Here is a 25186-nt window from a genome sequence, read left to right as displayed (position 1 = left end):
TGAAACGCTCTCCTTACGCACAACGGGATGAATCCTGAGGGAGGAATCGCCCAATGCTCGATGTAAATAACTTTGAATTTATGAAAATTGGTCTCGCCTCGCCCGAGAAGATCCGTTCCTGGTCCCGTGGTGAGGTGAAAAAACCCGAAACGATCAACTATCGTACGTTAAAGCCGGAAAAAGAAGGCTTGTTTTGTGAAAAAATCTTTGGTCCGACCAAAGACTGGGAGTGTCACTGCGGAAAGTACAAACGGGTCCGGTATAAAGGGGTTGTTTGTGACCGGTGCGGTGTGGAAGTAACCCGTTCGAAAGTGCGCCGCGAACGCATGGGGCATATCGAATTGGCCGCACCCGTCTCCCATATTTGGTACTTCAAAGGAATTCCCAGCCGGATGGGTCTGGTTCTGGATATGTCTCCCCGTTCACTGGAGGAAGTGATTTACTTCGTTTCCTACGTGGTCGTGGATCCGGGATCGACCCCGCTGGAGAAAAAACAATTGTTGTCGGAAAAAGAATACCGTACTTACCGCGAAAAATACGGTTCCGCATTTACAGCCATGATGGGGGCCGAAGCGATCAAACGGTTGCTTTCCGAAATTGATCTGGATAAAGAAGTCGAGGCACTGAAAGAGGAACTGCAAACCGCACAAGGGCAAAGACGCAACCGTGCGATCAAACGTTTGGAAGTGCTGGAAGCATTCCGCACCTCCGGAAATGATCCGGCATGGATGGTTTTGGATGTTTTGCCGGTGATTCCTCCGGAACTGAGACCGATGGTCCAACTGGATGGCGGACGGTTTGCCACTTCCGACCTGAACGATTTGTATCGCCGGGTGATTAACCGGAACAACCGCTTAAAACGTTTGCTGGATTTGGGTGCTCCGGATATCATCGTGCAAAACGAGAAAAGAATGTTGCAGGAAGCGGTCGACGCCTTGATCGATAACGGCCGTCGCGGTCGTCCGGTGACCGGTCCGGGAAACCGCCCGCTGAAGTCGTTGTCGCATATGTTGAAAGGGAAACAAGGACGTTTCCGTCAAAACCTGCTCGGAAAACGGGTCGACTATTCCGGCCGTTCGGTAATCGTCGTCGGACCCCACTTGAAAATGTACCAATGCGGCTTGCCCAAGGAAATGGCTTTGGAGCTCTTTAAACCGTTTGTCATGAAAGAGTTGGTGGCAAGAGGGCTGGCCCACAACATCAAAAGTGCTAAACGGAAAGTGGAACGCGTCCATCCCGAAGTTTGGGATGTCTTGGAGGACGTGATCAAAGAGCATCCGGTTCTGTTGAACCGTGCGCCGACGTTGCACCGTCTGGGAATCCAAGCGTTTGAGCCGGTCTTGGTCGAAGGGCGTGCCATCCGTTTGCACCCGCTCGTATGTACGGCTTATAACGCGGACTTTGACGGGGACCAAATGGCGGTTCACGTGCCCCTTTCGGCTGAGGCGCAAGCGGAAGCCCGTCTGTTGATGTTGGCGGCACAAAACATTTTGAACCCGAAAGACGGCAAACCGGTAGTCACGCCTTCACAAGACATGGTTCTCGGTTCTTACTATCTGACGCTGGAAAAAAGAAACGATCCCGGAGAAGGAAGTGTGTTCTACTCCATTTCCGAAGCGATCAATGCATACGATCACGGTTATGTCACTTTGCATTCGCGGATTGCGATTCCGGCGAAAAACGTGGGCAAAAACGTCTTTACGGAAAAGCAAAAGGACGCACTCTTGGTGACAACCGTCGGGAAATTGATTTTCAACGAAATTTTCCCGGCAGATTTCCCGTATATCAATGAACCTTCCAAAGAAAACCTGGTACGCACTCCGGACAAGTATTTCATTTTCGAAAAAGGAACCAACGTGAAAGAATTCATCCAGAATATAGAGGAACCGTCCGCTTTGAAAAAAGGACACCTCGGAACGATTATTGCCGAGTGTTTCCGCCGTTTTGGAACAACGGTGACCTCTGAGGTTCTGGACAAAGTCAAAGAGTTGGGATACAAGTATTCCACCAAAGCGGGAATCACGATTTCCGTTTCCGATGTCACGGTTCCGGAAGAAAAGAAAGACATTCTGGCCAAGGCAGACGAAGAGGTTAAAAAAGTCCTCAAGCAATACCGTCGCGGTCTGATCACCGACGATGAACGGTATGAACGCGTCATTTCGATCTGGAGCCAGGCCAAAGACCAAATCACGGACGTCCTGATGAAGAATATGGGCAAATTCAACCCCATTTATATGATGGCCAACTCCGGTGCGCGGGGGAACGTGTCGCAAATCACCCAGCTGGCGGGAATGCGCGGTCTGATGGCAAACCCGGCCGGTAAGATCATTGAACAGCCGATTCGTACCAACTTCCGTGAAGGGCTGACCGTGTTGGAGTACTTTATTTCAACACACGGTGCACGGAAAGGTTTGGCGGATACCGCCCTCAGAACGGCAGACTCCGGTTATTTGACCCGCCGTTTGGTCGACGTGGCTCAAGATGTGATTGTGCGTGAAGACGACTGCGGTACGGATAAAGGAATTTCCGTGACCAAACTGGCCGAAGGCAATGAAGTGATTGAGGAACTGTATGACCGGATCGTGGGACGGGTTTCCTTCCAAACGGTTCGTCATCCGGAAACGGGTGAAGTGATTGTCCGCCGGAATGAATTGATCGATGAAGACATCGCCAAAGAAATTGTGGATGCTGGCATCGAAGAAGTAGTCATCCGTTCGGTGCTGACATGCCGGACCCGACACGGGGTGTGCAAAAAATGTTACGGACGCAACCTGGCCTTGGGTACGCCGGTGGAAGTCGGTGAAGCCGTCGGAATCATTGCCGCCCAATCGATCGGTGAACCCGGAACCCAGCTGACGATGCGGACGTTCCATACAGGCGGGGTGGCCGGAGACGACATCACCCAAGGTTTGCCACGGATTCAAGAGCTGTTTGAGGCCCGGAATCCAAAAGGTCAGGCGGTCATCAGTGAAATTGCCGGTACGGTCAAAGACATCCGCGAAACCAAGGATCGCCGTGAAATCGAAATTGAAGGAGCGGTGGAATCCAAAGTTCATGTCGTTCCGTACGGCGCACGGCTGAAAGTGGACGTGGGTGATGTTGTGGAAGCCGGTGTGGAGCTGACCGAAGGTTCGGTGGACCCGAAAGATCTGCTCCGCATCAAAGGCGCCCGCGGGGTTCAAAATTATATCTTGCGCGAGGTACAAAAAGTGTACCGCTTGCAAGGGGTTGAAATTAACGATAAACACGTTGAGGTCATGGTTCGCCAAATGATGCGCAAAGTCCGGATCACCGATGCTGGAACGACGGACTTGTTGCCGGGGTCCATCGTGGATATTCACGATTACGAAGATGCCAACCGGAGAGAACTGTTGTCGGGCGGGGATCCGGCAGTGGGCCGTCCGGTTCTGCTCGGAATCACCAAGGCTTCACTGGAGACCGATTCCTTCCTGTCGGCAGCATCGTTCCAAGAAACAACCCGCGTCTTGACCGATGCCGCCATCAAAGGAAAAGTGGATCGTCTGTTGGGATTGAAAGAAAACGTGATTATCGGGAAATTGATCCCGGCCGGTACCGGTATGGATCGTTACCGTTCCATGGGATACAAGTTGGCGAATGAAGTCGGGGACAGCGACAAACAGGAGATGGAAAAGGTAACGATTGAATAGTGTTTTTTATTGACTTTGCTCATTCATGGTGGTAATATATCCTCGTGTGCTTGGATGTAAATTATTCACTTTGGAGGGCAGCAAGCATGTCTTATGAAAAAGTGAAACAAGCAAATTCGTTAACGATTGGTGCCAAGCAAACGAAGAAAGCCATCGAACAGGGGATTGTCACCCGGGTGTTTGTGGCTGATGATGCGGATCCGCGAATCACAGAACCGATTGTTATGCTTTGCAAAGAGAAAGGAATCGTTGCGGAACATGTCGACTCCATGAAAAAGCTCGGAAAAGCTTGCGGCATTGAAGTCGGCGCAGCGACGGCAGCGATTTTGAAAGAAGTGTGAGCGACGATATAAACGGTTGGCCGCGCAGGGTGATTGCGCGGCTGGCCTCCTGAAACATAAGTCGTTCCCATTTTTATAACCACAGATGGAACACCTGGATCTGTGGTCTTGTGAACAAGTTAAATCCGCGCCAAAGGGAGGTGCCTGAAGAATGCCGACAATTAATCAGCTCGTGCGTAAAGGTCGTAAAAGCAAAAAATCTCAATCCAAATCACCAGCGCTTCAATACACCTACAACACGCTGAGAAAAGAGGTTGTACACCAAAGTGCACCGCAAAAACGCGGAGTATGTACCCGTGTGGGCACGATGACGCCGAAAAAGCCGAACTCCGCTTTGCGTAAATATGCCCGTGTCCGTTTGACAAACGGAACCGAGGTGACGGCGTACATTCCGGGAATCGGCCATAACCTGCAAGAACACTCCGTGGTTTTGGTTCGTGGCGGACGTGTTAAAGACTTGCCTGGTGTGCGTTACCACATTGTGCGTGGCGCTTTGGACACGGCCGGAGTGACCGACCGGAAACAAGGCCGTTCCAAATACGGTACCAAACGCCCGAAAAAATAATGAAGCATAAGATTTGACAAAATGGGATAAAAAGGAGGGAGAAGCATGCCGCGTAAAGGCCCAGTACCTCGTCGGGATGCGCTGCCGGATCCGATTTACAACAGCAAACTGGTTACCCGTCTGATCAACCGGCTGATGTATGACGGAAAAAAAGGAGTTGCTCAGCGCATTTTGTACAATGCCTTTGATATCATCCGCGAGCGTTCCGGAAATGATCCGATGGAAGTGTTTGAACAAGCACTGAAAAACGTAATGCCAGTATTGGAAGTAAAGGCACGTCGTGTTGGGGGTGCCAACTACCAAGTGCCGGTTGAAGTCAAGCCGGAGCGCCGTACCAGCCTTGGTTTGCGTTGGCTCGTGAACTATGCCCGTCTTCGCAGCGAGAAGACCATGGAAGAGCGTTTGGCCAACGAAATCATGGATGCAGCAAACAACACAGGAGCTGCAGTGAAGAAGAAAGAAGATACACACCGGATGGCAGAAGCAAACCGTGCTTTTGCACATTATCGCTGGTAATCTAAATTTGCCGACATGAAAGGAGAAATTTCCGATGGCCCGTGAATTCTCCTTACAAGATACACGTAACATTGGAATCATGGCTCACATTGATGCAGGTAAAACAACGACCACCGAGCGGATTCTGTTCTATACCGGTCGTGTGCACAAAATCGGGGAAACCCATGAAGGTGCCGCCACGATGGACTGGATGGAACAGGAGCAGGAGCGCGGAATCACCATTACTTCCGCCGCAACCACGGCTCAGTGGAAAGGACATCGGATTAACATCATCGATACTCCGGGTCACGTTGATTTTACCGTGGAAGTTGAGCGTTCTCTGCGTGTATTGGATGGAGCTGTAGGGGTTTTTTGTGCGAAAGGTGGCGTAGAGCCGCAATCCGAAACGGTATGGCGTCAGGCTGACACCTATCACGTTCCCCGCATTGCTTACGTAAACAAAATGGATATCATCGGTGCTGACTTCTACGGTGCCGTTGAGCAAATGCGTGAACGTTTGAACGCCAATGCCGTTCCGATTCAGTTGCCGATCGGCGCTGAAGATACGTTTGAAGGCATCATCGACCTCATCAACATGAATGCGATCTTTTACCTCGATGACTTGGGAACTCGTTCCGAGGCCCGCGAAATTCCCGAAGAGTATAAGGAAAAAGCGGAAGAATACCGCACTGCATTGGTGGAAGCGGTCGCTGAGTTGGATGAAGAGTTGATGATGAAGTACCTCGAAGGGGAAGAATTGACTGTTGATGAAATCAAAGCGGCACTCCGCAAAGGAACATGTAACGTAGAAATCACGCCGGTTCTTTGCGGTTCTTCCTACAAAAACAAAGGGGTTCAATTGTTGTTGGATGCTGTCGTGGATTATTTGCCGTCCCCGCTCGACGTGCCGGACATCCAAGGAACGTTGCCGGATGGCACCGAAGCCAGCCGCAAATCCGGAGATGACGAGCCGTTTGCAGCGTTGGCTTTTAAAGTCATGACAGATCCGTATGTAGGAAAATTGACGTTCTTCCGTGTATATTCCGGTACATTGGATTCCGGTTCCTATGTGCTGAATTCAACCAAAGGAAAACGTGAACGCATCGGGCGTATCCTGCAGATGCACGCAAACCACCGTGAAGAGATCAGCACGGTTTATTCCGGTGACATCGCTGCAGGGGTGGGACTGAAAGACACCACCACCGGTGAAACCCTGTGTGATGAAAAACACCCCATCATCCTGGAATCGATGGAATTCCCGGAACCCGTGATCTCCATTGCCATTGAACCGAAATCCAAAAGCGACCAGGATAAAATGGCAGTGGCTCTTTCCAAACTGGCTGAAGAAGACCCGACCTTCAAAACGAGAATGGATGAAGAAACGGGTCAAACCATCATCAGCGGAATGGGAGAGCTTCACCTGGACATCATCGTTGACCGCCTGAAACGCGAATTCAAAGTGGAAGCGAATGTGGGTGCACCTCAGGTTGCCTACAAAGAAACCTTCCGTTCTTCCGCAAAAGTGGAAGGGAAATTTGTGCGTCAGTCCGGTGGACGCGGTCAATACGGTCATGTATGGATCGAATTCGAACCGCTTGAAGAAGGTGCCGGCTTTGAATTTGTCAACAAAATTGTCGGTGGGGTTGTACCGAAAGAATACATCCCGGCCGTACAAAACGGAATCGAAGAAGCCATGCAAAACGGTGTGTTGGCGGGTTATCCGTTGGTGGACATCCGTGCGACACTCTTCGACGGATCTTACCACGATGTGGACTCGTCAGAAATGGCCTTTAAAATCGCAGGTTCCATGGCGTTGAAAGCAGCCAAGGACAAATGTAACCCGGTTCTCCTCGAACCTATCATGAAAGTGGAAGTCGTGGTTCCGGAGGAATACATGGGAGATGTCATGGGTGACATCAACTCGCGCCGCGGACGTGTGGAAGGAATGGAATCCCGTTCCGGAGGCCAAGTCATCCGTGCGATGGTTCCGCTTGCCGAGATGTTCGGTTACGTAAACACGTTGCGTTCCCGCACGCAAGGACGCGGTGTCTTCACAATGGTGTTTGACCATTATGAAGAAGTGCCGAAAAACATCGCGGATGAAATTGTCAAAAAAGCAACTGGCGCTTAATGGCAAACCCTGCTAAACTACCTGGAGAAGCGGAAAAATGTCCGCTTCCCTGATTCCAATAAATCTATTAAAATATTACTGATTCCTAAGTAAAGGGAGGATTATTCGATATGTCTAAAGCCAAATTCGAGCGTACAAAACCGCACGTAAATATCGGAACAATCGGTCACGTTGACCATGGTAAGACCACTTTGACCGCTGCAATCACAACCGTTCTTTCTCAAACCGGTGGTGCTGAAGCACAAGCTTACGATCAAATCGACAAAGCTCCGGAAGAAAGAGAACGTGGAATCACCATCTCCACCGCTCACGTTGAGTACGAAACCGAAAACCGTCACTATGCTCACGTTGACTGCCCGGGTCACGCTGACTACGTGAAAAACATGATCACGGGTGCTGCCCAAATGGACGGAGCCATCCTAGTTGTTTCCGCAGCTGACGGTCCGATGCCGCAAACCCGTGAGCACATCTTGCTGTCCCGCCAAGTGGGTGTTCCGTACATCGTTGTATTCTTGAACAAATGCGACATGGTGGACGACGAAGAGCTTCTCGAGCTTGTTGAAATGGAAGTTCGCGAGTTGCTCAGCGAGTACGAGTTCCCGGGAGATGACATTCCGGTTGTCCGCGGTTCTGCATTGAAAGCTCTGGAAAATCCGACCGGAGAAGATGCTCAACCGATTCTCGAACTCATGAAAGCCGTCGACGAATATGTTCCGACTCCGGAACGCGACACCGACAAAACCTTCTTGATGCCTGTGGAAGATGTGTTCACCATCACCGGTCGTGGTACCGTTGCTACCGGTCGTGTAGAGCGTGGTGTCCTGAACACAGGTGACGAAGTGGAAATCGTTGGTTTGGATGAAACCCGCAAAACGGTTGTAACCGGAATTGAAATGTTCCGTAAGTTGCTCGACAGCGCTGAAGCTGGTGACAACATCGGTGCATTGTTGCGTGGTATTGACCGCAAAGAAATCCAACGTGGTCAAGTTCTCGCAAAACCGGGAAGCGTAAACCCGCACACCAAATTTAAAGCACAAGTTTATGTATTGTCCAAAGAAGAAGGTGGACGTCATACCCCGTTCTTCTCCAACTATCGTCCGCAATTCTACTTCCGCACCACGGACGTAACCGGTGTTATCAAACTGCCGGAAGGCGTTGAAATGTGCATGCCTGGTGACAACGTGGAAATGGAAGTTGAACTCATTGCACCGATTGCTATTGAAGATGGTACCCGCTTCGCTATCCGTGAAGGTGGACGTACCGTTGGTGCAGGTGCCGTTACCCAAATCATTGAGTAATATCAATGGTGGATTTGGCACAACCGCTGCCTGAAATCAGGCAGCGGTTTTTTTATGGCCGAAAACCACGGATGTGCGGCTCCTTGCTTTGGAATGTGCGGTGGAATGGTTGCTTGGGGCATCGATGGAGGCGGATGCGGTTTTAAACGGGACGGGTACACCATCATCCGGTATGCAAGTTTTTTTCTTCAGGGTGGATATAGTATAGTAAATTCAATACGCATGCATCCAGCCTGAAAAGGCAGAGAGGCGGAGAGGAGTGTGAAGGGTGAATGAATATTTCGCCAACGGTCGTTTCGGTCCGAAAGGTTGAAATCGGGGGCGGACAGCCATGTATTTGTGTCCCAGTGGTCGGCAAAGATGCGGATGAGATCCTGAAGCAGACAAGGGAACTTTGTCGGAAAAAGCCGGATTTGATCGAGTGGAGGGCGGACTTTTTTCAAGAGATCAGCGATCCGGAAAAGGTGTTGGATGTTGTTCAGCACATGAGGGGGATGATCGGGGAGATTCCGCTTTTGTTCACGATTCGCTCCGAAAAAGAAGGGGGGCAACCCATCCCATTGACGGATTCAGAAAAAATCAGCCTGATGAAGCGGGTCTGTCAAACCCGTCAGGTGGATCTGATTGACCACGAGTTGTGGGATGAGCGGAACATCCCGGTTATCCGCAACGTTTCCAAAGAGTACGGGGTCCGCTTGATTTTGTCTTTCCATGATTTTGCTCAGACTCCATCAAAAGAAGTGCTGGTTGATAAAATCTTAAAAGCCGGGGAGTTCGGGGCGGATATTGCCAAAGTGGCCGTGATGCCCGTCACTTTCAAGGATGTGATCGTTTTAATGGGAGCAACCGAAGAAGCGCGGCATCATGTGCGAATTCCCTTAATCACCATGTCGATGGGCGGATTGGGGACGATGACCCGGCTGGCGGGTTGGCAATACGGGTCCGCCGTCACGTTTGCCGCCGGATCGCGATGTTCTGCTCCGGGACAAATGCCGGTTGAAGAGGTCCAAAATCTGTTGCCGGTCATTCGAAAGTATACCTGGGGCGAAGATTGACACGGTTTGCGGGTGCGCTTTATACTCTTAGTTAATTAAAAGGGCCTGGATGGAAGAGATTGGATGGAATCCGGAAAACTGTGCCGATCTTTCTTCTGACGGGTTCAGCACTGGCGGGAAAAGGGTGAAAGCGGAGATGAAGGAACCGGATGGTCTTTCGTGTCAGGAGCGAAATCTTGTGCTGATTGGTTTTATGGGAGCGGGAAAAACAACGGTCGGGAAGCAGGTGGCTGGGAGGTTGGGCTTTGATTTTGTGGATACGGATCGGGAATTGGAAAAAGTGCTTCACATGTCTGTCCCGCAAATTTTTGCCCGCAAAGGGGAAGCCTGGTTCCGGCGGCAGGAACGGAATCTGATCGTCAGGTTGTGTGCGGGGGAGCAAAGGAAGGTGCTTTCCCTTGGCGGCGGTGCGTATTTGCAGGAAGAGGTGCGCCGTGTCTGCCTGGAACACGGCCTGGTCGTTTTCCTCGATGTATCCTGGGAATATTGGAAAAAGGAACGTTATCCGCGGATCCGTGACAACCGGCCGGTTTTGCAAAACAAAACGATGGAAGAGATCAAAGGGTTGTTTTTTGAAAGAAGGCGTCAGTATGTATTAAGTCATGCAAGCATTGCCATCACGAACCGGAAAGACGCCGAGCAAGCCGCCGGCCGGATTGCGGCATTTCTCCGTCGTGCACGGGAATCGGAAAAAGCCAAACCGTGACGCCCGGCAGGAAATTGCCATATGGTTCCCGTACTCTTTTATTCCGGGACTTTTTCATCAAAAATGGGACAATGGCTCCCCGATGCAATCAAAACAAGAAAAAAACTTGCATATCTATTGTTTTTTCTTTATAATCGTGAATGTTGTCATGAACGCGATGAAGCGAAAGGTTGCCGACACACCCGGCCCCTTTGCCATGGCCGGGCGGGAAATTTTCGTGGAGAAGTTCATTTTCAAAATGGGCGAGAAGGAGGGGTAAAGATGGCAAAACAAAAGATTCGCATTCGGTTGAAAGCTTACGATCACCGCATTTTGGACCAATCTGCGGTAAAAATCGTGGATACCGCCAAGCGGACAGGCGCCAGTGTTTCCGGCCCGATCCCGCTTCCGACGGAAAAATCGGTTTATACGATTTTGCGCGCGGTTCACAAATACAAAGATTCTCGTGAGCAATTCGAAATGCGCACTCATAAACGTCTCATTGACATCATGAATCCAACTCAGCAAACAGTGGATGCGTTGATGAGATTGGATCTTCCGTCTGGTGTCGATATCGAAATCAAATTGTAATCTCTGATTCTGTAATGGCAGGAGGTGTGCAAAGTGAAAGGGATTCTCGGTAGAAAAGTCGGGATGACTCAGGTCTTCAATGAAGACGGAGTGGTCACTCCGGTTACGGTGGTTGAAGCAGGTCCCTGTGTCGTGTTGCAGAAAAAAGAAGTCGCAACCGACGGATACGAGGCCGTTCAACTCGGTTTTGACGAAAAGAAAGAACATCGTGCAAACAAGCCGGAACTCGGTCATGCGAAAAAAGCCGGCGTCAAACCCCAAAAATTCATCAAAGAGATTCGCGGTGTGAATTTGGATGAGTATGAATTGGGAAGCACCATCAAAGCGGATATTTTCTCCGAAGGGGACATCGTGGATGTCACAGGTACATCCAAAGGGAAAGGATTTGCCGGTGCCATTAAACGGCATAATCAATCCCGCGGTCCGATGAGCCACGGTTCCCGTTATCATCGCAGACCCGGTTCTTTGGGTGCGGTTGGTCCGAGCCGTGTGTTTAAAGGACAAACATTGCCCGGACGCATGGGCGGAGACAAGGTGACAACACAAAACCTGCAAGTGGTTCGTGTTGATGCCGAGAAAAATCTGCTCTTGATCAAAGGCGCCATTCCGGGACCGAAAAACGGTTATGTTGTGATCAAATCTGCTGTGAAAGCAGGCAATTGATTGAGTGAAGAAAGGAGGAGCATCCATGCCAAAGTTAACGGTCTTAGATATGAGCGGTAAGCAAGTCGGGGACATTGAGCTTTCTGAAAGTGTTTTTGGCATCACCCCGAATGAAGCTGTGTTGCACGAAGCCGTTGTCATGCAACAAGCATCCTTGCGCCGCGGTACCCATGCAACCAAAAATCGTGCGGCTGTGAGCGGTGGCGGCAAAAAACCTTGGAGACAAAAAGGAACCGGACGCGCACGTCACGGCAGCATTCGTTCCCCGTTGTGGGTTGGCGGTGGCACCGTGTTTGGTCCGCAACCACGGAGCTATGCATACAAATTGCCGAAAAAAGTACGGCGACTCGCCATCAAATCGGCGCTTTCTTCCAAAGTGAACGACAGCGAGCTGATCGTTCTGGATGAATTGAAAATGGAACAGCCCAAAACCCGTGAGATGGTTCAAGTCCTCAAAAACCTGGGTGTGGATCGCAAAGCGTTGATCGTTGCAGATCAAGTGGAAGAAAATGCAGAGCTGTCCGCCCGTAACATTCCGGGAGTGAAAGTGATCCCGGCTGAAGGCTTGAATGTTCTTGATGTGCTTTATCATGACAAACTCATTCTCACCCGCGGGGCTGTGAATCGCATTGAGGAGGTGTTTGGCCAGTGAAAAACCCACGTGACATTATTCGTCGACCGGTCATCACCGAAGAGTCCACAGACCTGATGGAAGAAAAGAAATATGTATTTGAAGTGGATCCTCGCGCAAACAAAGTGGAAGTGAAAAAAGCGATCGAAGAGATCTTCGGCGTGAAAGTGGATAAAGTAAACACGATGCGCGTAAAAGGAAAAGTGAAACGTTACGGTCGTTACAGCGGTCGCAGACCCGAACGGAAAAAAGCGATTGTAACGCTCACGGAAGACAGCAAGGCCATCGAAGTATTCGAGGTTTGATTTTAAGCAAGAAGGAGGGAAAGAGCAGTGGCTATTAAATCTTTTAAGCCAACGACCCCGTCCCGTCGTCATATGACCGTTTCGGCATTTGATGAGATTACGACGGATAAGCCGGAAAAGTCATTGGTTGTTCCGCTGGTGAGAAAAGCCGGCCGCAACAATCAAGGGAAATTAACGGTCCGCCATCAAGGTGGGGGACATAAACGGAAATACCGTATCATTGACTTTAAACGTGATAAAGATGGCATTCCTGGCAAAGTTGCCACAATCGAGTACGACCCGAACCGTTCTGCAAACATTGCACTGATCCATTATAAAGATGGTGAAAAACGCTACATCCTGGCACCGCACGGGTTGAAAGTCGGAATGACCGTGGTTTCCGGTCCGGATGCGGACATTCGTGTCGGAAACGCCTTGCCGCTGAAAAACATCCCGGTGGGTACGGTGATTCACAACATCGAAATGAAACCGGGCCGCGGCGGTCAATTGGTGCGTGCTGCAGGTGCTTCTGCACAATTGCTCGGAAAAGAAGGAAAATATGCGATCATTCGCCTGACTTCCGGTGAAACCCGGATGATCCTTCTCACCTGTCGTGCAACGATTGGTCAAGTAGGAAACATTGATCATGAATTGATCCGTGTGGGTAAAGCCGGACGTTCTCGTTGGATGGGTAAACGGCCGACGGTTCGCGGTTCGGTGATGAACCCGGTGGATCACCCGCATGGTGGTGGGGAAGGTCGTGCACCGATCGGACGCAAATCTCCGGTTACACCGTGGGGGAAACCGACGCTGGGTTACAAAACCCGCAAGAAAAACAAGCAGTCTGACAAATATATTATTCGTCGCCGTAAAAGTAAATAAAGGCTGTGAAATAGCCTCACTCGAAGGGAGGTCGAACTTATGGGCCGCAGCTTGAAAAAAGGGCCATTTGCCGATGCACATCTTTTGAAAAAAGTGGAAGAACTGAACAAAAAAGACGAAAAACGTGTGATCAAAACATGGTCTCGTCGTTCCACCATTTTCCCCGAATTTGTGGGTCATACGTTTGCTGTGCATGACGGGCGCAAACATGTGCCGGTTTATGTGACAGAAGACATGGTGGGCCACAAATTGGGTGAATTCGTACCGACCCGGACCTTCAGAGGGCATGCCGGTGATGACAAGAAAACGAAAAGACGGTAGAGGTTTCGGTTAAGAGAGGAGGTTAAATGATGAAAGCAAAAGCAGTTGCTCGTTACGTGCGGATCACTCCCCGTAAAGCACGTCTGGTGATTGACTTGATTCGCGGCAAATCTGTAGAAGAGGCACTTGCCATTTTACGCTTTACTCCTCGTGCCGCCTCTCCGATTATTGAGAAAGTGTTGAATTCCGCCGTAGCGAATGCGGAGCATAACTACAATATGGACACCAATCGTCTTTATGTAGAGCAAGCTTTCGTAGATGAGGGGCCGACGATGAAGCGTTACATTGCACGTGCTCGGGGTGGCGCGGGCCGTATCAACAAACGCACAAGCCACATTACGGTAGTTGTTTCTGAAAAAGAATGATTGAATAAGGAGGGATGAAGCTTTGGGTCAAAAGGTAAATCCGGTGGGTCTGCGTGTCGGCGTGATCCGCGACTGGGAATCCAAATGGTATGCGGATAAAGACTATGCAGATCTCTTGCACGAAGACATTCGAGTCCGTGAGTATATCAAAAAACGCCTGAAAGATGCAGCGGTGTCTGGAATTGAGATTGAACGTGCTGCAAATCGCATTAACATTACCCTTCATACCGCGAAACCCGGAATGGTGATCGGTAAAGGTGGAGCTGAGGTGGAAGCACTTCGTCAGGCTCTCACAAAATTGACCGGCAAGAAAGTTCACATCAATATCAGCGAAGTGAAAAACCCGGAGCTTGATGCATATCTGGTAGCTGAAAACATTGCACAACAACTGGAACGCCGTGTTTCGTTCCGTCGTGCGATGAAGCAAGCCATTCAGCGTTCGGTTCGTGCTGGTGCAAAAGGGGTTCGCACTTTGGTGAGCGGCCGTCTTGGCGGTGCAGACATTGCACGCAGTGAAGGTTACAGCGAAGGAACGGTTCCGCTTCACACATTGCGTGCAGATATTGACTACGGTTTTGCCGAAGCACACACCACATACGGCCGGATTGGTGTGAAGGTATGGATTTATCGTGGCGAAGTTTTGCCGCAAAAAAATAAAGAAGGAGCAGCGGAAGGAGGCGAGTAACCTATGCTGATGCCAAAACGCGTGAAATTCCGCCGTCCACATCGCCCCAGTTTGAAAGGGAGGGCAAAAGGCGGTACGGAAGTCGCTTTCGGTGAATATGGTTTACAAGCGCTTGAACCGGCTTGGATCACCAACCGTCAAATCGAAGCTGCCCGTATTGCCATGACCCGTTACATGAAACGTGGCGGGAAAGTGTGGATTAAAATTTTCCCGGATCAACCGATCACTCAAAAACCCCTCGAAGTACGGATGGGAAGCGGGAAAGGTTCGCCCGAAAAGTGGGTGGCGGTTGTGAAACCTGGCAAAGTGATGTTTGAAGTAGCAGGGGTTCCGGAAGAAGTGGCCCGTGAAGCGATTCGTCTTGCAGCTCACAAACTTCCGATCAAAACCAAATTTGTAAAACGTGAAGAAGCGGGTGGTAACGAATGAAAGCAAAAGAGCTGATTGAATTGACCACCGCCGAAATCGAGCAAAAGCTCGCACAGTACAAAGAAGAGCTGTTTAACCTCCGCTTCCAATCGGCAACCGGTCAATTGGAAAACCCGGCCCGGTTGCGTCAGGTTCGCAAGGATATTGCCCGTTGTAAAACCGTGTTACGGGAGCGCGAACTAGGGATTGAAAGGAGGAAACAGGGATGAACGAGCGCACAAGTCGCCGTAAAGTACGTGTCGGCAAAGTGGTCAGCGATAAAATGGATAAAACGATCGTCGTCGCTGTTGAAACCTACAAAAAGCATCCGTTGTACGGGAAGCGCGTGAAATACACCAAAAAGTTCAAAGCGCATGATGAAGAAAACCGTGCAAAAGTCGGGGATGTTGTACGAATCATGGAAACACGTCCGCTTTCAAAAGATAAGCGCTGGCGTTTGGTTGAAATCGTTGAAGAAGCAGTGATTGTTTAATGACAAGCGCATGATTGAAGCGGGAAGGAGGGAATGTCATGATTCAACCTCAAACACGTTTGCGTGTGGCAGATAACTCTGGTGCGAAGGAAGTAATGTGCATTCGTGTACTTGGTGGATCGAAAAAAGCATCGGCCGGTATCGGTGATGTGATTGTGGCTTCTGTAAAACAAGCTACACCCGGTGGCGTTGTCAAGAAAGGGGATGTCGTGAAGTGCGTGGTGGTACGCACGGTCCGTTCCGTACGTCGTCCGGACGGTTCTTACATCCGTTTTGACGAAAACGCCGCGGTTGTGATCAAAGATGATAAAAGCCCTCGCGGTACACGGATTTTTGGACCCGTTGCCCGTGAGCTGCGTGACCGCGACTTCATGAAAATCATCTCTTTAGCACCGGAAGTACTCTAAGGATTTCATGAAGATGAAAACAGAACACTTCTGCAGGTAAGGAGGTGCCCGGTATGCACATCAAAAAGGGTGATATGGTCATTGTGATGCGAGGTAAAGAAGCTCCGTACTTCGCAGATGGCAAAAAAGTTTACACTCGCGGCCGTGTGATTAAAGCAATGCCGAAAGAAAACCGTGTGCTGGTTGAAGGTGTCAACATGGTCAAAAAGCACACTCGCCCGACCCAAGCCAATCCACAAGGCGGGATCGTTGAACAGGAAGCACCGATTCATGTGTCCAATGTGATGATCGAAGATCCGAAAACCAAAGAGCCGACCCGTGTCGGTTACAAGTTTGTGGAAGGCAAAAACGGCGAGAAGAAAAAAGTGCGCTATGCGAAAAAATCGGGAGAAATTCTTGACAAGTAATGTTTGATGAAGGGAGGTTAACCCTGATGGCAGCACGCTTGAAAGAGCACTATATCAATGAGGTAACTCCTGCCCTCATGAAAAAATTCGGATACAAATCAACCATGCAATTACCCAAAGTGGAAAAAGTCGTAATCAACATGGGTGTGGGTGAAGCTGTACAAAACTCCAAAGCTTTGGACGGTGCAGTGGAAGACCTCACATTGATTTCCGGTCAAAAGCCTGTTGTGACACGGGCGAAAAAATCAATTGCCGGATTTAAACTCCGTGAAGGAATGCCCATTGGTGCAAAAGTAACGCTTCGTGGTGAACGGATGTATCATTTCCTTGACAAACTGATCAATGTGGCTCTGCCACGGGTTCGCGATTTCCGCGGGGTGTCTCCGAAATCCTTTGACGGACGCGGAAACTACACCCTCGGTTTGAAAGAGCAATTGATTTTCCCGGAAATCTCTTACGACAAAGTGGACAAAGTTCGTGGAATGGATGTCGTGATCGTGACGACAGCCGATACGGATGAAGAAGCGCGTGAAATGTTGGCATTGATGGGAATGCCTTTTCGCAAATAACGGGACGGCAAAACTTTGAAGGGAGGGAATCACTTGGCCAAAAAATCGATGATCGTGAAGTCGAAACGCAAACCGAAATTCAAAGTTCGTGCTTATACGCGCTGTGAACGTTGCGGTCGCCCGCATTCGGTGATGCGTAAGTTCCGTCTGTGTCGTATTTGCTTCCGAGAATTGGCCTACAAAGGGCAGATTCCCGGCGTGAAAAAAGCAAGTTGGTAATAGGATAGGAAGGAGGGTTTCACATGGTGATGACAGACCCGATTGCAGATATGCTGACAAGAATTCGGAATGCCAATATGGTTCGTCATGAAAGTGTTGAGTTTCCGGCATCCCGTATGAAACGGGAAATCGCCGAGATCTTGAAACGTGAAGGTTTTATCCGCGACGCGGAATATATCGAAGACAACAAACAAGGCATTATTCGGATTTTCTTGAAGTACGGACCAAACAATGAAAAAGTGATTACCGGATTGAAACGGATCAGCAAACCCGGGTTGCGCGTTTATGTAAAAGCCAATGAAATTCCGCGTGTTTTGCGTGGCTTGGGCATCGCTCTTTTGTCCACCAGCAAAGGGATTTTGACGGACAAAGAAGCCCGTGAGCAAAAAGTCGGCGGAGAAGTCATTGCATATATCTGGTAATTGGTTTACGGATGGAGGTGAATGTGATGTCTCGTATCGGGAAAAAACCGATTGAAATCCCAAACGGGGTTGAAGTAAACGTTGAAGGGAACAAGGTTACCGTGAAAGGCCCGAAAGGCACCTTGTCCCGTGACTTCCATTCCGATATCAGCATCAAGGTGGAAGAGAATCAAGTCGTGGTGGAACGTCCGAACGACCATCGGACCTACCGTGCTTTACACGGAACCACCCGCAGCTTGATCGCCGGAATGGTGGAAGGCGTAAGCAAAGGATTCTCCAAAACTCTTGAGTTGGTTGGTGTCGGTTATCGGGCTCAGAAAAAAGGAAACAAACTGGTCTTAAACGTCGGTTATTCTCATCCGGTGGAGATTACTCCGATGGATGGAATCGAGATTGACGTCCCTTCCCAAACACAAGTCGTAGTCAAAGGGATCGACAAACAAGTTGTTGGTGAAATGGCCGCCAACATCCGGAAAGTCCGTGTGCCTGAGCCTTACAAAGGCAAAGGAATCAAGTACAGCGATGAAGTGATTCGTCGTAAGGAAGGGAAAACCGGGAAGTAAACCGTAGCATGATCAAGAAGGGAGTGAACTAGACCGTGATTCGTAAAGTAAGTCGTAACGAGAGACGGAAAAAACGCCATTTGCGTGTTCGCAACAAAGTGTTTGGTACCGCTGAGCGTCCTCGTTTGAATGTTTTCCGTTCTTCCAAAAACATTTACGCTCAATTGATTGATGACATGGCCGGACACACATTGGCAGCTGCTTCGACCTTGGATAAAGAAATCAAAGAAAAAGGTGTCAATGGCGGAACAGTGGATGCGGCACGCGAAGTCGGCAAATTGATTGCGAAACGAGCTGCGGACAAAGGATTCAATAAAGTGGTTTTTGATCGCGGTGGATACATCTATCATGGTCGTGTGAAAGCTTTGGCTGAAGGAGCACGGGAAGGAGGTCTGGACTTTTGAGCAAACAAGAAAAGCCGCGCAAAAGAGATGCTGCGCAATCAGAGTTTATCGAAAAAGTGGTTAGCATTAACCGTGTGGCAAAAGTTGTAAAAGGCGGACGTCGCTTCAGTTTCAGCGCTCTTGTCGTTGTCGGCGACGGCAAAGGCAAAGTTGGCGCAGGGATCGGAAAAGCGGCTGAAGTACCGGAAGCGATTCGCAAAGGAATTGAGAATGCGAAAAAGAATATGATTCGTGTGCCCCTTTTGGGAAGCACGATTCCGCACGAAATGATCGGCCGTTTTGGTGCCGGGAAAGTTCTTTTGAAGCCGGCATCGAAAGGTACCGGAGTTATTGCCGGAGGTCCTGTGCGTGACGTGTTGAATGCTGCGGGTGTTGGTGACATTCTGACAAAATCGACAGGTTCAAACAACCCGATCAATATGGTACGCGCTACACTGAATGGACTTGAAAACTTGAAACGTCCGGAAGACGTAGCAAAACTGCGCGGTAAAAGCGTAGAGGAACTGTTGGGATAAGGAGGGGATGACCATGGCTAAAAAACTGGCGATTACCCTCAAGCGCAGCATGATCGGCCGCCCGGAAAGCCAACGCGTAACCTTGCGTACGCTGGGTTTGAAAAAACGTGAACAAACCGTTACGCATCAAGACAATCCGGCGATTCGCGGGATGTTGAACAAGGTGCAACACCTGGTAGAAGTCAAAGAAATCAATGAGTGATTTTGGGATGACATGCTGAAGAGGAGGTGCGAGGGATGAAATTGCATGAATTAAAGCCAGCTACCGGCGCTCGTAAAGCGAAAAAACGCCTTGGACGTGGTATTGCAGCGGGTCAGGGAAAAACTTCGGGACGTGGTCAAAAAGGACAAAATGCACGTTCTGGTGGCGGTGTACGCCCTGGTTTTGAAGGGGGTCAAATGCCGATTTACCGCCGCTTGCCGAAACGCGGTTTTACAAACCCGAATCGTGTGGAATACGCGATCGTCAACTTGGACACGTTGAACCGTTTTGAAGAAGGAACCGTTGTGACACCGGAACTCTTGGTTAAAGAAGGCGTTGTTAAAAACCTGAAAAGCGGATTGAAAGTTCTTGGCAATGGCGAACTGGAGAAAAAGCTGACTGTAAAAGCTCACAAATTCTCTGCTTCAGCGCAGGAGAAAATTAACGCCGCTGGTGGAGCGACGGAGGTAATCTAATGATTCGGAACCTGGGCAATATCTTTAAGGTGGAAGATCTTCGTCGGCGTATTTTATATACTTTGATGATGTTAGTGATATTTCGGATCGGAAGTTTTATTCCGGTTCCGAACACTAACGCCGAGGCTCTCCAAATGTTGATGGATCAAGCACAAGGTGTTTTTGGTCTCATCAATGCGTTTTCCGGGGGAGCTTTCACGAACTTCTCCATTTTTGCGATGGGGATTATGCCCTACATCACTGCTTCGATCATTGTGCAACTTTTGACGATGGATGTCATTCCGGCCTTTGCACGATGGGCGAAGGAAGGTGAAGTGGGTCGCCGTAAATTGGCACAGTTTACCCGCTACTTTACGATTGTGTTGGGATTGATTCAATCCATCGGATTGTCCATTGGTTTCAACCGTTATATTACCGGCTTTATTGAAGACCAAAGCGTTTGGTCCTATGCTTTGATTTCTCTCACACTGACAGCGGGTACCGCATTTTTGATGTGGATGGGCGAACAAATCACGGAAAAAGGAATCGGAAATGGAATTTCCATTTTGATTTTTGCCGGAATTGTGGCTGCCATCCCGTCTCATGTGGGTGCGATTTACAACACATTGTTTGTTCAGGAAGACCAACTGTTCCTTGGAATTTTGAAAGCCGTTGGAATTTTGCTGGTCGTGATCCTGGTTGTGATCGGGGTCATTTACATTCAACAAGGTGTCCGCAGAATTCCGGTACAGTACACCAAACGGGTGGTTGGCCGTAAAATGTACGGCGGTCAGTCGACGCACATTCCGATGAAAATCAATGCAGCCGGCGTGATTCCGGTGATCTTTGCACTGGCTTTGCTCATGTTCCCGGTGACGATCGCCAGCTTCTGGCAAGGACATCCGGTTGCTGATTGGATTCAGGCCAATTTCACCTACACCCAATTTGGTTTGGGGATGGTTCTGTACGTCATCCTGATCATCGGATTCTCTTATTTTTACACTTTCGTGCAAATCAATCCGATTCAATTGGCTGATCAGATGAAGAAAAATGGCGGCTTTATTCCGGGGATCCGGCCTGGAAAAAACACTTCGACCTACCTGACCAAGGTGATGAATCGCTTAACCTTGACAGGTTCTGTGTTTTTGGCAGCCGTATCCATTTTGCCGATCTTTTTCATCAACTTTTCGGGTCTGCCCAGTACCGTTCAGATTGGTGGAACCTCGCTTCTCATCGTGGTCGGTGTGGCACTTGAAACGATGAAAACGATCGAAAGTCAGTTGATCAGACGCCATTATAAAGGGTTTATGCATAAATGAGCATTGTCCATCCCCCGGATTGATTTCCGGGGCTATGATATGGGCATGCAAATCCATTTTTCTCTGTAAGTGCGGACCAAACCCGTAGACAGTTGAACCGGGAGGGATATTGATGAATATTGTACTCATGGGCTTACCCGGGGCCGGGAAAGGGACGCAAGCAGCGCACATTATTGATGAGTTGAAGATCCCGCATATTTCGACCGGAGATATGTTCCGCCAGGCAGTGAAAGAGGAAACGCCGCTTGGCCTGGAGGCAAAAACTTACCTGGATCAGGGAAAATTGGTCCCTGATGAGGTGACGATCGGTATTGTGCGTGAACGTTTGGGCAAAGATGATTGTGCAAACGGATTTATGTTGGATGGCTTTCCCAGAACGGTTCCGCAAGCTGAAGCACTGGATGAATTGACGAAAGAGTTGAATCGTCCCATCGATTATGTGATTTATATTGATGTTGATGAGGAGGAACTCCTGAAACGTCTGACGGGTCGACGCATTTGCCGCGAGTGTGGCGCGACTTATCATGTCGTTTTTGCTCCGCCAAAAGTGGATGGAGTTTGTGACCGCTGCAACGGAGAACTTTACCAGCGGGATGATGACAAAATTGAGACAGTGAAAGAACGTCTCAAAATCAACATGGAGCAGATCCAAAAGTTACTGCGTTATTATGAATCAACTGGCAAACTTCATCGTGTCGATGGGAAGCAGCCGATCGAAGATGTAACCAAAGAGATTATGTCCGTGATTCGAGGGGCGAAGTCATGATTATCATCAAATCGGCCAATGAACTCGAACGCATGAGAGAAGCCGGAAAGATCGTATATTTGACTCATCAGGAGTTAAAAAAGGCCATTCAGCCCGGGATTACCACCAAAGAGCTTGACCGGCTGGCGGAAAAAGTGATTAGCGGATATGGTGCGACGCCTTCCTTTAAGGGGTATAATGGCTTTCCAGGCAGTATCTGCACATCCGTCAACGATGAGTTGGTACACGGGATTCCTGGAAACCGCGAATTAAAAGAAGGAGATATTATCTCTCTGGATATCGGTGCATGTTATGAAGGATATCACGGAGATTCGGCTTGGACTTATCCGGTTGGAAAGATCAGTCCGGAAGCGGAAAGATTGCTGAAGGTTACGGAAGAATCTTTATATAAAGGACTGGAGCAGGCCAAAGCCGGGGCCAGAGTGGGTGATATTTCGCATGCCATCCAGACCGTTGCCGAAGAAGCCGGTTTTTCCATCGTACGGGAGTATGTCGGGCATGGTGTGGGCCGGAACTTACATGAAGGTCCGAGCATCCCGAATTACGGGATTTCCGGAAAAGGCCCCCGTTTGAAATCCGGAATGACCATTGCGGTCGAGCCGATGGTCAACTATGGGAAACGGTTTGTCAAAACACTTTCTGACAATTGGACGGTCGTAACGGTGGATGGTTCTCTCTGCGCGCACTTTGAGCATACCATCGCGATCACAGATGACGGCTATGAGATTCTGACCAAAGCGTAATCCAGGTGAAGGGTGATGGACGTGACAGATGTGGATTGTCTCCCGAGTCCCGGACAGATTGTACGCATTTTGCGCGGACGTGATGCAGGGAACTTCGCAATCGTGGTCGGCTGTCAAGAACCGTATTTCGTTCTTCTGGCGGACGGGGACCGGCGAAAGATGGAATGCCCGAAAAAGAAGAATGTCAAGCACATTCAAGTGACGAATACGATTAATCAGGAGATCGCAGCTGATTTAAAAAAGTATCGTCGAGTGGATAATGCGAAGTTACGATACGCCCTGAACCAATATTTGCTCAAGAAAGAGCATAAAGGAGTGTGAATCGATGGCCAAAGAAGATGTGATCGAGGTAGAAGGGATTGTAAAAGAACCTTTACCGAATGCGATGTTTCGTGTAGAGTTGGAAAATGGTCATGAAGTTCTGGCCCATGTCTCCGGAAAGATTCGCATGCACTTTATTCGTATTTTGCCGGGAGACAAAGTAACTGTTCAACTTTCTCCTTATGATCTATCCCGTGGACGGATCACTTATCGTTACAAGTAAAGACCTGTGAGCAGTTGCTGAAAGACGCTTAAGACAGGAGGGTGCTGAAATGAAAGTGAGACCTTCAGTGAAGCCCATTTGCGAAAAATGCAAAGTGATTCGTCGCAAAGGGGCAGTCATGGTAATTTGTGAAAATCCGAAGCATAAGCAAAAACAAGGTTAATGACGGGAGGTGTAAAGTATGGCGCGTATTGCCGGAATCGATTTACCACGTGAAAAACGCGTAGAAATTGCCCTCACTTATATCTACGGAATCGGTCGTTCCCAATCGAAAAGAATTTTGAAAGAGACGGGTGTTAATCCGGATACCCGGGTTCGTGACCTGACGGAAGATGAAGTAGCAAAATTGCGCAGCTTCATTGACAAAAACCTGGTCATCGAAGGGGATCTTCGTCGTGAAGTGGCATTAAACATCAAACGGTTGATCGAAATCGGATGTTATCGCGGAATTCGTCATCGTCGCGGGCTGCCTGTTCGCGGTCAAAGCTCCAAAACGAATGCACGCACACGCAAAGGTCCTCGCCGCACTGTAGCGAACAAGAAAAAATAAGAATAGCAAGGAGGGAAAATTGTGGCTAAACGTAAAACGACAACTCAACGTGTCAAACGCCGTGCAAGAAAAAACATTGAAGCCGGTACGGCTCACATTCGTTCCACTTTTAACAACACCATCGTAACAATTACCGATCCGCGCGGAAACACCGTTGCATGGGCAAGCTCCGGTACGATGGGATTCAAAGGTTCCCGTAAAAGCACGCCTTTTGCAGCTCAAATGGCTGCGGAACAAGCTGCGAAAGTAGCGATGGAAAACGGAATGAAATCTGTGGATGTTCTGGTGAAAGGGCCGGGAGCAGGTCGTGAAGCAGCGATTCGTTCTTTGCAAGCGGCAGGTTTGGAAGTAAGTCTGATCAAAGACGTAACACCAATCCCTCACAATGGATGTCGTCCGCCGAAACGTCGCCGTGTTTAATTTTTGCTTCCAATCTGTTCCATTGTTTATTTTTGCATGAGATGGTGTATACTGGATAAGACTAATTCTTTTATCCTGTTATACCAAATCCGTGCAATCATGAGGTTGGATTTCGCCCGGAACGCGACGTTCTGAAGGAGGGTTTGTGAGCCGTATGATTGAAATTGAAAAGCCGAAGATCGAAGCTGTGGAGATCAGTGAAGATCATCGATATGGAAAATTTGTGGTGGAACCTCTTGAACGCGGATACGGCACTACCCTGGGCAACTCTCTGCGCCGTGTCCTGCTCTCTTCATTGCCAGGAGCGGCCGTTAATTCCATCCAGATAGATGGGGTATTGCATGAGTTTTCCACAATTCCCGGAGTTGTGGAAGATACGACGGAAATTATTTTAAACTTGAAGCAGTTGGCTCTGAAGATTCATTCGGATGAAGAAAAAATCTTGGAGATCGATGTGGAAGGCCCTGGAGATGTAACCGCAGGCGACATTCGCGCGGACAGCGATGTGGAAATTTTAAACCCGGATTTGCACATTGCCACATTGAGTGATGATGCTCATTTGCGCATTCGGATGACGGCGAATCGTGGCCGCGGATATGTATCTGCTGATAAAAACAAACGTGAAGATCAACCGATTGGTGTGATTCCGGTCGATTCGATCTACACGCCGATTGAACGGGTTAACTACCAAGTGGAGAACACACGGGTTGGACAAGTCACCAACTATGATAAGCTGACATTGGAAGTATGGTCCGATGGAAGCTTGAAACCGGACGAGGCGGTAAGCCTTGGTGCGAAAATCCTGAACGAACATCTCATGTTGTTTGTCGGCTTGACCGAAGAAGCAAAAGACGCGGAAATCATGGTTGAAAAAGAGGAAGACAAGAAAGAAAAAGTCATGGAAATGACAATCGAAGAGCTCGACCTTTCGGTTCGCTCTTATAACTGTCTGAAACGGGCCGGCATTAATACGGTTCAGGAACTGACGCAAAAAACGGAAGAAGACATGATGAAAGTGCGTAACCTTGGACGCAAATCTTTGGAAGAAGTACAAAGCAAATTGGCTGAGCTTGGTTTGTCTTTGCGTAAAGAAGACTAATCTCTGAAGGGGGAGGGAAAA

The 25186-nt window shown here is 49.2% G+C and carries 38 protein-coding genes; all 38 read left to right on the top strand.

All coding sequences use genetic code 11. From position 1 onward, the window contains the following. Positions 1 to 53: 53 nt before the first annotated feature. The 38 genes from rpoC to FA954_RS00255 all read left to right on the top strand — a co-directional run bounded on the left by rpoC (position 54) and on the right by FA954_RS00255 (position 25165). Positions 54 to 3668 carry a DNA-directed RNA polymerase subunit beta' gene (gene rpoC, locus FA954_RS00440; RefSeq protein ID WP_037997026.1) on the top strand — a complete coding sequence of 1205 codons (3615 nt, stop codon included), beginning with the start codon at positions 54 to 56 and terminating at the stop codon, positions 3666 to 3668. 86 nt (positions 3669 to 3754) lie between these two features. Then, complete coding sequence (locus FA954_RS00435; protein WP_037997031.1) at positions 3755 to 4009, top strand: 50S ribosomal protein L7ae-like protein; 255 nt, start codon at positions 3755 to 3757, stop codon at positions 4007 to 4009. 151 nt (positions 4010 to 4160) lie between these two features. After that, complete coding sequence (gene rpsL, locus FA954_RS00430; protein WP_037997033.1) at positions 4161 to 4574, top strand: 30S ribosomal protein S12; 414 nt, start codon at positions 4161 to 4163, stop codon at positions 4572 to 4574. 45 nt (positions 4575 to 4619) lie between these two features. Beyond that, positions 4620 to 5090: a 30S ribosomal protein S7 gene (gene rpsG / locus FA954_RS00425; protein ID WP_037997036.1), complete on the top strand. Its 471-nt coding sequence runs from the start codon at positions 4620 to 4622 to the stop codon at positions 5088 to 5090. Between the two features lie 34 nt (positions 5091 to 5124). Continuing rightward, positions 5125 to 7200: an elongation factor G gene (fusA, locus tag FA954_RS00420; protein WP_037997038.1), complete on the top strand. Its 2076-nt coding sequence runs from the start codon at positions 5125 to 5127 to the stop codon at positions 7198 to 7200. 110 nt (positions 7201 to 7310) lie between these two features. Continuing rightward, positions 7311 to 8498, top strand: a complete 1188-nt coding sequence (gene tuf, locus FA954_RS00415; protein WP_037997041.1) for an elongation factor Tu — start codon at positions 7311 to 7313, stop codon at positions 8496 to 8498. Between the two features lie 272 nt (positions 8499 to 8770). Then, positions 8771 to 9553, top strand: a complete 783-nt coding sequence (gene aroD / locus FA954_RS00410) for a type I 3-dehydroquinate dehydratase (RefSeq protein WP_138614811.1) — start codon at positions 8771 to 8773, stop codon at positions 9551 to 9553. A gap of 136 nt (positions 9554 to 9689) precedes the next feature. Continuing rightward, entirely contained in the window at positions 9690 to 10259 is a 570-nt protein-coding gene (locus FA954_RS00405) for a shikimate kinase (protein WP_049720837.1), read from the top strand. Between the two features lie 261 nt (positions 10260 to 10520). Further along, a complete protein-coding gene (gene rpsJ, locus FA954_RS00400; protein WP_037997048.1) occupies positions 10521 to 10829 on the top strand; it encodes a 30S ribosomal protein S10 in 309 nt (102 codons plus the stop codon). Positions 10830 to 10892: 63 nt separating this feature from the next. Next, complete coding sequence (rplC, locus tag FA954_RS00395; protein ID WP_037997081.1) at positions 10893 to 11492, top strand: 50S ribosomal protein L3; 600 nt, start codon at positions 10893 to 10895, stop codon at positions 11490 to 11492. 25 nt (positions 11493 to 11517) lie between these two features. Next, a complete protein-coding gene (rplD, locus tag FA954_RS00390; RefSeq protein WP_037997051.1) occupies positions 11518 to 12144 on the top strand; it encodes a 50S ribosomal protein L4 in 627 nt (208 codons plus the stop codon). After that, a complete protein-coding gene (gene rplW, locus FA954_RS00385) occupies positions 12141 to 12428 on the top strand; it encodes a 50S ribosomal protein L23 (RefSeq protein WP_037997053.1) in 288 nt (95 codons plus the stop codon). Before rplD ends, rplW begins: the two co-directional genes overlap by 4 nt. A 27-nt stretch (positions 12429 to 12455) precedes the next feature. Beyond that, the gene (gene rplB / locus FA954_RS00380; protein ID WP_037997056.1) at positions 12456 to 13289 is read left to right on the top strand and encodes a 50S ribosomal protein L2; all 834 of its coding nucleotides are present in this window, start codon (positions 12456 to 12458) and stop codon (positions 13287 to 13289) included. A 39-nt stretch (positions 13290 to 13328) separates the two neighbouring features. Continuing rightward, entirely contained in the window at positions 13329 to 13610 is a 282-nt protein-coding gene (gene rpsS / locus FA954_RS00375) for a 30S ribosomal protein S19 (protein ID WP_037997058.1), read from the top strand. A 29-nt stretch (positions 13611 to 13639) separates the two neighbouring features. After that, a complete protein-coding gene (gene rplV / locus FA954_RS00370; protein ID WP_037997060.1) occupies positions 13640 to 13975 on the top strand; it encodes a 50S ribosomal protein L22 in 336 nt (111 codons plus the stop codon). A gap of 22 nt (positions 13976 to 13997) precedes the next feature. Continuing rightward, positions 13998 to 14660, top strand: coding sequence for a 30S ribosomal protein S3 (rpsC, locus tag FA954_RS00365; RefSeq protein WP_037997062.1), 663 nt, complete (start codon positions 13998 to 14000; stop codon positions 14658 to 14660). A gap of 3 nt (positions 14661 to 14663) precedes the next feature. Beyond that, a complete protein-coding gene (gene rplP, locus FA954_RS00360) occupies positions 14664 to 15089 on the top strand; it encodes a 50S ribosomal protein L16 (protein WP_037997063.1) in 426 nt (141 codons plus the stop codon). Further along, positions 15086 to 15298, top strand: coding sequence for a 50S ribosomal protein L29 (gene rpmC / locus FA954_RS00355; protein WP_037997849.1), 213 nt, complete (start codon positions 15086 to 15088; stop codon positions 15296 to 15298). The genes rplP and rpmC overlap by 4 nt, the downstream gene beginning before the upstream one ends. Then, positions 15295 to 15561: a 30S ribosomal protein S17 gene (gene rpsQ, locus FA954_RS00350; protein WP_037997846.1), complete on the top strand. Its 267-nt coding sequence runs from the start codon at positions 15295 to 15297 to the stop codon at positions 15559 to 15561. The genes rpmC and rpsQ overlap by 4 nt, the downstream gene beginning before the upstream one ends. Positions 15562 to 15599: 38 nt before the next feature. Beyond that, entirely contained in the window at positions 15600 to 15968 is a 369-nt protein-coding gene (rplN, locus tag FA954_RS00345; RefSeq protein WP_037997843.1) for a 50S ribosomal protein L14, read from the top strand. Between the two features lie 53 nt (positions 15969 to 16021). Next, positions 16022 to 16375, top strand: coding sequence for a 50S ribosomal protein L24 (gene rplX / locus FA954_RS00340; RefSeq protein WP_037997839.1), 354 nt, complete (start codon positions 16022 to 16024; stop codon positions 16373 to 16375). Between the two features lie 26 nt (positions 16376 to 16401). Beyond that, positions 16402 to 16944, top strand: coding sequence for a 50S ribosomal protein L5 (rplE, locus tag FA954_RS00335; RefSeq protein ID WP_037997838.1), 543 nt, complete (start codon positions 16402 to 16404; stop codon positions 16942 to 16944). A gap of 33 nt (positions 16945 to 16977) precedes the next feature. Further along, positions 16978 to 17163 carry a type Z 30S ribosomal protein S14 gene (locus FA954_RS00330; RefSeq protein ID WP_037997836.1) on the top strand — a complete coding sequence of 62 codons (186 nt, stop codon included), beginning with the start codon at positions 16978 to 16980 and terminating at the stop codon, positions 17161 to 17163. 23 nt (positions 17164 to 17186) lie between these two features. Continuing rightward, positions 17187 to 17585, top strand: a complete 399-nt coding sequence (gene rpsH / locus FA954_RS00325) for a 30S ribosomal protein S8 (protein ID WP_037997834.1) — start codon at positions 17187 to 17189, stop codon at positions 17583 to 17585. Positions 17586 to 17611: 26 nt separating this feature from the next. After that, entirely contained in the window at positions 17612 to 18148 is a 537-nt protein-coding gene (gene rplF, locus FA954_RS00320; RefSeq protein WP_037997831.1) for a 50S ribosomal protein L6, read from the top strand. A 35-nt stretch (positions 18149 to 18183) separates the two neighbouring features. Continuing rightward, positions 18184 to 18552: a 50S ribosomal protein L18 gene (gene rplR, locus FA954_RS00315; protein WP_037997828.1), complete on the top strand. Its 369-nt coding sequence runs from the start codon at positions 18184 to 18186 to the stop codon at positions 18550 to 18552. A 47-nt stretch (positions 18553 to 18599) separates the two neighbouring features. Further along, the gene (gene rpsE / locus FA954_RS00310; protein ID WP_121874459.1) at positions 18600 to 19067 is read left to right on the top strand and encodes a 30S ribosomal protein S5; all 468 of its coding nucleotides are present in this window, start codon (positions 18600 to 18602) and stop codon (positions 19065 to 19067) included. A gap of 13 nt (positions 19068 to 19080) precedes the next feature. Then, the gene (rpmD, locus tag FA954_RS00305) at positions 19081 to 19269 is read left to right on the top strand and encodes a 50S ribosomal protein L30 (RefSeq protein WP_037997822.1); all 189 of its coding nucleotides are present in this window, start codon (positions 19081 to 19083) and stop codon (positions 19267 to 19269) included. A 35-nt stretch (positions 19270 to 19304) separates the two neighbouring features. Beyond that, entirely contained in the window at positions 19305 to 19745 is a 441-nt protein-coding gene (gene rplO, locus FA954_RS00300; protein WP_037997821.1) for a 50S ribosomal protein L15, read from the top strand. Beyond that, positions 19745 to 21043, top strand: a complete 1299-nt coding sequence (gene secY, locus FA954_RS00295) for a preprotein translocase subunit SecY (RefSeq protein ID WP_037997819.1) — start codon at positions 19745 to 19747, stop codon at positions 21041 to 21043. The genes rplO and secY overlap by 1 nt, the downstream gene beginning before the upstream one ends. 112 nt (positions 21044 to 21155) lie before the next feature. Continuing rightward, positions 21156 to 21809 (top strand): adenylate kinase, encoded by a 654-nt coding sequence (locus FA954_RS00290; protein ID WP_037997815.1) that lies wholly within the window; start codon positions 21156 to 21158, stop codon positions 21807 to 21809. Next, complete coding sequence (map, locus tag FA954_RS00285; RefSeq protein ID WP_037997812.1) at positions 21806 to 22552, top strand: type I methionyl aminopeptidase; 747 nt, start codon at positions 21806 to 21808, stop codon at positions 22550 to 22552. Before FA954_RS00290 ends, map begins: the two co-directional genes overlap by 4 nt. Before the next feature lie 15 nt (positions 22553 to 22567). Continuing rightward, positions 22568 to 22873 carry a KOW domain-containing RNA-binding protein gene (locus FA954_RS00280; RefSeq protein WP_037997809.1) on the top strand — a complete coding sequence of 102 codons (306 nt, stop codon included), beginning with the start codon at positions 22568 to 22570 and terminating at the stop codon, positions 22871 to 22873. A 4-nt stretch (positions 22874 to 22877) separates the two neighbouring features. Continuing rightward, positions 22878 to 23096: a translation initiation factor IF-1 gene (gene infA, locus FA954_RS00275; protein WP_037997807.1), complete on the top strand. Its 219-nt coding sequence runs from the start codon at positions 22878 to 22880 to the stop codon at positions 23094 to 23096. A gap of 49 nt (positions 23097 to 23145) precedes the next feature. Beyond that, on the top strand, positions 23146 to 23259 hold the full coding sequence (rpmJ, locus tag FA954_RS00270; protein WP_022738894.1) for a 50S ribosomal protein L36: 114 nt from the start codon (positions 23146 to 23148) through the stop codon (positions 23257 to 23259). Positions 23260 to 23277: 18 nt separating this feature from the next. Then, positions 23278 to 23646, top strand: a complete 369-nt coding sequence (rpsM, locus tag FA954_RS00265; protein ID WP_037997804.1) for a 30S ribosomal protein S13 — start codon at positions 23278 to 23280, stop codon at positions 23644 to 23646. Between the two features lie 21 nt (positions 23647 to 23667). After that, on the top strand, positions 23668 to 24066 hold the full coding sequence (rpsK, locus tag FA954_RS00260; protein ID WP_037997801.1) for a 30S ribosomal protein S11: 399 nt from the start codon (positions 23668 to 23670) through the stop codon (positions 24064 to 24066). A gap of 154 nt (positions 24067 to 24220) precedes the next feature. Next, the gene (locus FA954_RS00255; RefSeq protein WP_049720822.1) at positions 24221 to 25165 is read left to right on the top strand and encodes a DNA-directed RNA polymerase subunit alpha; all 945 of its coding nucleotides are present in this window, start codon (positions 24221 to 24223) and stop codon (positions 25163 to 25165) included. Positions 25166 to 25186 lie beyond the last annotated feature (21 nt).

It is taken from the genome of Thermoactinomyces vulgaris, assembly GCF_005886755.1.
Taxonomy (GTDB): domain Bacteria; phylum Bacillota; class Bacilli; order Thermoactinomycetales; family Thermoactinomycetaceae; genus Thermoactinomyces; species Thermoactinomyces vulgaris.
The sequence above is the reverse complement of the archived record's forward strand: the minus strand, read 5'-3'. Positions and strand labels throughout refer to the sequence as shown.

Bases quoted from the DNA above. Each gene is read 5' to 3' on its own strand.
- rpoC (WP_037997026.1), top strand. From the start codon at position 54: ATGCTCGATGTAAATAACTTTGAATTTATGAAAATTGGTCTCGCCTCG.
- FA954_RS00435 (WP_037997031.1), top strand. From the start codon at position 3,755: ATGTCTTATGAAAAAGTGAAACAAGCAAATTCGTTAACGATTGGTGCC.
- rpsL (WP_037997033.1), top strand. From the start codon at position 4,161: ATGCCGACAATTAATCAGCTCGTGCGTAAAGGTCGTAAAAGCAAAAAA.
- rpsG (WP_037997036.1), top strand. From the start codon at position 4,620: ATGCCGCGTAAAGGCCCAGTACCTCGTCGGGATGCGCTGCCGGATCCG.
- fusA (WP_037997038.1), top strand. From the start codon at position 5,125: ATGGCCCGTGAATTCTCCTTACAAGATACACGTAACATTGGAATCATG.
- tuf (WP_037997041.1), top strand. From the start codon at position 7,311: ATGTCTAAAGCCAAATTCGAGCGTACAAAACCGCACGTAAATATCGGA.
- aroD (WP_138614811.1), top strand. From the start codon at position 8,771: ATGAATATTTCGCCAACGGTCGTTTCGGTCCGAAAGGTTGAAATCGGG.
- FA954_RS00405 (WP_049720837.1), top strand. From the start codon at position 9,690: ATGAAGGAACCGGATGGTCTTTCGTGTCAGGAGCGAAATCTTGTGCTG.
- rpsJ (WP_037997048.1), top strand. From the start codon at position 10,521: ATGGCAAAACAAAAGATTCGCATTCGGTTGAAAGCTTACGATCACCGC.
- rplC (WP_037997081.1), top strand. From the start codon at position 10,893: ATGACTCAGGTCTTCAATGAAGACGGAGTGGTCACTCCGGTTACGGTG.
- rplD (WP_037997051.1), top strand. From the start codon at position 11,518: ATGCCAAAGTTAACGGTCTTAGATATGAGCGGTAAGCAAGTCGGGGAC.
- rpsS (WP_037997058.1), top strand. From the start codon at position 13,329: ATGGGCCGCAGCTTGAAAAAAGGGCCATTTGCCGATGCACATCTTTTG.
- rplV (WP_037997060.1), top strand. From the start codon at position 13,640: ATGAAAGCAAAAGCAGTTGCTCGTTACGTGCGGATCACTCCCCGTAAA.
- rplP (WP_037997063.1), top strand. From the start codon at position 14,664: ATGCTGATGCCAAAACGCGTGAAATTCCGCCGTCCACATCGCCCCAGT.
- rpmC (WP_037997849.1), top strand. From the start codon at position 15,086: ATGAAAGCAAAAGAGCTGATTGAATTGACCACCGCCGAAATCGAGCAA.
- rpsQ (WP_037997846.1), top strand. From the start codon at position 15,295: ATGAACGAGCGCACAAGTCGCCGTAAAGTACGTGTCGGCAAAGTGGTC.
- rplN (WP_037997843.1), top strand. From the start codon at position 15,600: ATGATTCAACCTCAAACACGTTTGCGTGTGGCAGATAACTCTGGTGCG.
- rplX (WP_037997839.1), top strand. From the start codon at position 16,022: ATGCACATCAAAAAGGGTGATATGGTCATTGTGATGCGAGGTAAAGAA.
- rplE (WP_037997838.1), top strand. From the start codon at position 16,402: ATGGCAGCACGCTTGAAAGAGCACTATATCAATGAGGTAACTCCTGCC.
- rpsH (WP_037997834.1), top strand. From the start codon at position 17,187: ATGGTGATGACAGACCCGATTGCAGATATGCTGACAAGAATTCGGAAT.
- rplF (WP_037997831.1), top strand. From the start codon at position 17,612: ATGTCTCGTATCGGGAAAAAACCGATTGAAATCCCAAACGGGGTTGAA.
- rpmD (WP_037997822.1), top strand. From the start codon at position 19,081: ATGGCTAAAAAACTGGCGATTACCCTCAAGCGCAGCATGATCGGCCGC.
- rplO (WP_037997821.1), top strand. From the start codon at position 19,305: ATGAAATTGCATGAATTAAAGCCAGCTACCGGCGCTCGTAAAGCGAAA.
- secY (WP_037997819.1), top strand. From the start codon at position 19,745: ATGATTCGGAACCTGGGCAATATCTTTAAGGTGGAAGATCTTCGTCGG.
- FA954_RS00290 (WP_037997815.1), top strand. From the start codon at position 21,156: ATGAATATTGTACTCATGGGCTTACCCGGGGCCGGGAAAGGGACGCAA.
- map (WP_037997812.1), top strand. From the start codon at position 21,806: ATGATTATCATCAAATCGGCCAATGAACTCGAACGCATGAGAGAAGCC.
- FA954_RS00280 (WP_037997809.1), top strand. From the start codon at position 22,568: ATGGACGTGACAGATGTGGATTGTCTCCCGAGTCCCGGACAGATTGTA.
- infA (WP_037997807.1), top strand. From the start codon at position 22,878: ATGGCCAAAGAAGATGTGATCGAGGTAGAAGGGATTGTAAAAGAACCT.
- rpmJ (WP_022738894.1), top strand. From the start codon at position 23,146: ATGAAAGTGAGACCTTCAGTGAAGCCCATTTGCGAAAAATGCAAAGTG.
- rpsM (WP_037997804.1), top strand. From the start codon at position 23,278: ATGGCGCGTATTGCCGGAATCGATTTACCACGTGAAAAACGCGTAGAA.
- FA954_RS00255 (WP_049720822.1), top strand. From the start codon at position 24,221: ATGATTGAAATTGAAAAGCCGAAGATCGAAGCTGTGGAGATCAGTGAA.